Origin of the sequence: Haemophilus sputorum CCUG 13788, assembly GCF_000238795.1 — a bacterium.
Taxonomy (GTDB): Bacteria; Pseudomonadota; Gammaproteobacteria; order Enterobacterales; family Pasteurellaceae; genus Haemophilus_A; species Haemophilus_A sputorum.
This window is the reverse complement of the sequence record NZ_AFNK01000015.1, coordinates 1-4,152: the sequence shown is the minus strand read 5'-3', so window position 1 is coordinate 4,152 and position 4,152 is coordinate 1. Positions and strand designations below refer to the sequence as shown.

Sequence of the window (4,152 nt, the reverse complement as noted above, 5' to 3'; positions counted from 1 at the left end):
TTAGGTTGGCAGCATCACCGAAAAAATGTATATTTGTCGGCGAATAGATAGCATTCTTTGACGCCGATAGCACCAGCGAACTTATATTTTTAGGTTCGTTACCTGACGCCTTAAATATTGCGGCTCCCGGTCAGTCGAAGATTCTATTAGCAGTGGCATAAATCAGCATCGCCTGATGTTTCTGGTTCTATGCGAATTCACAGTGTGCTCATTGATTCGTAATTCACTCTGACAAGGAAATGGCAATGAAAAAGGTTCTTCTCTCTGCAGCAATGGCAACCGCGTTTTTTGGCATGACTGCTGCCCATGCAGCTGATACCACTGTTGGCGGCGGCCAGGTTAATTTCTTCGGTAAAGTTACCGATGTATCCTGTACTGTTTCCGTTAACGGCCAGGGCAGCGATGCGAACGTTTACCTGTCTCCGGTAACCCTGACTGAAGTTAAAGCGGCAGCAGCGGATACTTACCTGAAACCGAAATCTTTCACCATTGACGTCTCTAACTGCCAGGCTGCTGATGGCACTAAACAGGATGACGTAAGCAAACTGGGCGTGAACTGGACCGGCGGTAACCTGCTGGCTGGCGCAACCAGCAAACAACAGGGCTACCTGGCGAACACCGAAGCTTCCGGTGCTCAGAACATCCAGCTGGTGCTGTCTACTGACAACGCTACCGCGCTGACCAACAAAATCATCCCGGGTGACAGCACTCAGCCGAAAGCGAAAGGCGACGCTTCCGCTGTAGCTGATGGTGCGCGTTTCACCTACTACGTAGGCTACGCCACCAGCGCGCCGACCACGGTAACCACCGGTGTGGTTAACAGCTACGCGACTTACGAAATTACTTACCAGTAATTCCGTCAGAAAATAAAACTGCCCCGCGATGGGGCAGTTAATAACAATAATAAAGCGGCAATGTCCGCCGCTTGTATTTTTATTCTGAGGTCAGCATGAAGCGTATTGCCCTTTTTTTCTGTTTCATTTTTAGTTTTGCGGCCCATGCCAACAATATTATTGTTAACGGTACCCGCTTTATTTATCCAGGAAATGAAAAAGAAATAACGGTACAGCTTTCAAATAACGCCGACCGTCCGGCGCTGGCGCAGGCCTGGCTGGATAACGGCGATGCCGATGCCACACCGGATACCATTACCACCCCGTTTATTATCACCCCGCCGATTTCGCGCGTTGACGCCAAGAGCGGCCAGACGCTGCGTATTAAGCTCGGCAGCAGCGCCGGTCTGGCGAAAGATAAAGAGACGCTGTGGTGGCTGAATCTGCTGGAAATTCCGCCGGTGGTGGCCAATCAGAAAAATGAAGGCCAGAACGTGCTGCAGCTGGCGATCCGTTCGCGCTTTAAATTTATTTATCGTCCTGCCGGACTGGGCAACCGCGATGCGGCGGCCGAGAAGCTGACCCTGACCGCCAGCGGCAGTAGTCTCGCCATCAACAACCCGACGCCGTTCTACATTACCGTCAGCCGTATTTCCCGCGACGGCGGTAAAGCCCTGAACAGCAAAACCGTGATGCTGGCGCCGCAGTCCAGCCAGACGGTGGCGCTCTCCTCCGCCGTCAACCGCGGCGAAACCCTGACCGTTAACAACATTAATGACTATGGCGCCGATGTCGCAGTGAAAGTGGCCGTTAAATAAGGGAAAAGCTAATGAAGCAGAGGTCATTCTGCCCGGGAAGATTAAGCACCGCGATCGCCATCGCGCTGTGCTGCTTTCCGCCATTTTCCAGCGGACAGGAAAACCCGGGAACGGTATATCAGTTTAACGACGGCTTTATTGTCGGCAGTCGCGAAAAGGTCGATCTGTCGCGCTTTTCGACCAGCGCGATTACCGAAGGCACTTACTCCCTTGACGTCTACACCAACGACGAGTGGAAAGGGCGCTACGATTTACGCATCGCGCGCGATAAAGATGGTCGGCTGGGCGTCTGCTACACCAAAGCGATGCTGGCCCAATATGGCATCGCGGCGGAAAAGCTCAATCCGCAGCTGAGCGAGCAGGAGGGCTACTGCGGTAGCCTCAAATCCTGGCGCAACGAAGAAAACGTCAAAGACAACCTGGTCCAGTCCTCCCTGCGGTTGAACATTTCGGTACCGCAGATCTATGAAGATCAACGCCTGAAAAACTATGTTAGCCCGGAGTTCTGGGACAAAGGTATTACCGCGCTCAATCTTGGCTGGATGGCGAACGCCTGGAACAGCCATACCTCTTCGGTGGGCGGGTCGGATAACAGCAGCGCCTATCTGGGCGTCAACGCCGGACTGTCGTGGGACGGCTGGCTGCTGAAGCACATCGGCAACCTGAACTGGCAACAGCAGCAGGGTAAAGCGCACTGGAACAGCAACCAGACCTATCTCCAGCGCCCTATCCCACAGCTCAACTCCATCGTCAGCGGCGGGCAGATTTTCACCAATGGTGAATTTTTCGACACCATCGGTCTGCGCGGGGTTAATCTTTCCACCGATGACAATATGTTCCCGGACGGCATGCGCTCGTATGCTCCGGAAATTCGCGGCGTGGCGCAGAGCAACGCCCTCGTCACCGTGCGTCAGGGCAGCAATATTATCTATCAGACCACCGTTCCGCCCGGACCGTTTACCCTGCAGGATGTCTATCCTTCCGGCTATGGCAGCGATCTTGAGGTCTCGGTGAAAGAAGCGGATGGCTCGGTAGAAGTGTTTAGCGTGCCTTACGCCTCCGTCGCCCAGCTGCTGCGCCCGGGCATGACCCGCTACGCGCTCTCCGCCGGTAAAGTGGACGACAGCGCGCTGCGCAACAAGCCGATGCTCTATCAGGCGACCTGGCAGCACGGGATCAACAACCTGTTGACCGGCTACACCGGGGTCACCGGTTTTGACGACTATCAGGCCTTCCTGGTGGGGACAGGGATGAACACCGGCATCGGCGCGCTCTCTTTTGACGTCACCCATTCGCGGTTGAAGAGCGATGCCCATGATGACTCGGGTCAGAGCTATCGCGCGACCTTTAACCGCATGTTTACCGATACCCAGACCAGCATCGTGTTGGCGGCGTATCGCTACTCGACGAAAGGTTATTACAACCTCAACGACGCGCTGTACGCCGTCGATCAGGAAAAAAATAGTCGCAGCAACTACACCCTGTGGCGGCAAAAAAACGGCATGACCTTCACGGTGAACCAGAACCTGCCGGACGGCTGGGGCGGGTTTTATCTCAGCGGCCGTATCTCCGATTACTGGAACCGCTCCGGGACCGAGAAGCAGTATCAGGTCAGCTACAACAATTCATTTGGTCGTCTCTCCTGGTCGGCGAGCGCGCAGCGCGTCTATACGCCAGACAGCTCCGGTCATCGTCGCGACGATCGTATTTCACTCAACTTCAGCTACCCGCTGTGGTTTGGCGATAACCGCACCGCCAACCTGACGTCGAACACCTCGTTCAATAACTCGCGCTTTGCCAGCTCGCAGATTGGTATCAACGGTTCGCTGGACAGTGAAAACAACCTTAACTACGGCGTGTCGACCACCACCGCCACCGGCGGTCAGCATGATGTGGCGCTCAACGGCAGCTACCGTACGCCATGGACCACCCTCAACGGCAGCTACAGCCAGGGCGAAGGCTATCGTCAGAGCGGCATTGGCGCCAGCGGGACGATGATCGCCCACAGCGGCGGCGTGGTGCTCTCACCGGAAAGCGGCTCGACGATGGCCCTGATTGAAGCCAAAGACGCGGCCGGGGCGATGCTTCCGGGATCGCCGGGCACCCGTGTGGACAGCAATGGTTACGCTATCCTGCCGTATCTGCGCCCGTACCGGATTAACGCCGTGGAAATCGACCCGAAAGGCAGCCATGACGACGTGGCCTTCGATCGCACCGTGGCGCAGGTTGTGCCGTGGGAAGGCAGCGTGGTTAAGGTCGCGTTCGGCACTAAGGTGCAGAACAACCTCACCCTGCAGGCGCGCCAGGCGAACCACGAGCCGTTGCCGTTTGCGGCAAGTATTTTCTCCCCCGACGGCAAGGAGATCGGCGTTGTCGGCCAGGGCAGCATGATGTTTATCAGCGATGCGAACGCCAAACGCGCGATTGTGAAGTGGAGCGGCGGGCAGTGTTCGGTGGATCTGGGACAGCAAACAACAAAGGATAGCGTATGTCGCTGAGGA

At 55.9% G+C, this 4,152-nt stretch carries 3 protein-coding genes; all 3 read left to right on the top strand.

What is annotated here, in order from left to right; translation table 11 throughout:
* Window positions 1-245: 245 nt before the first annotated feature.
* Complete coding sequence (mrkA, locus tag HSP_RS0103275; protein WP_002916128.1) at window positions 246-854, top strand: type 3 fimbria major subunit MrkA; 609 nt, start codon at window positions 246-248, stop codon at window positions 852-854.
* 95 nt (window positions 855-949) lie between these two features.
* On the top strand, window positions 950-1,651 hold the full coding sequence (gene mrkB, locus HSP_RS0103270; RefSeq protein ID WP_000820818.1) for a type 3 fimbria chaperone MrkB: 702 nt from the start codon (window positions 950-952) through the stop codon (window positions 1,649-1,651).
* A gap of 11 nt (window positions 1,652-1,662) precedes the next feature.
* Window positions 1,663-4,149: a type 3 fimbria usher protein MrkC gene (gene mrkC / locus HSP_RS10815; RefSeq protein ID WP_000813718.1), complete on the top strand. Its 2,487-nt coding sequence runs from the start codon at window positions 1,663-1,665 to the stop codon at window positions 4,147-4,149.
* The last annotated feature ends 3 nt before the right edge of the window (window positions 4,150-4,152 follow it).

Bases quoted from the DNA above. Each gene is read 5' to 3' on its own strand.
- mrkA (WP_002916128.1), top strand. From the start codon at position 246: ATGAAAAAGGTTCTTCTCTCTGCAGCAATGGCAACCGCGTTTTTTGGC.
- mrkB (WP_000820818.1), top strand. From the start codon at position 950: ATGAAGCGTATTGCCCTTTTTTTCTGTTTCATTTTTAGTTTTGCGGCC.
- mrkC (WP_000813718.1), top strand. From the start codon at position 1,663: ATGAAGCAGAGGTCATTCTGCCCGGGAAGATTAAGCACCGCGATCGCC.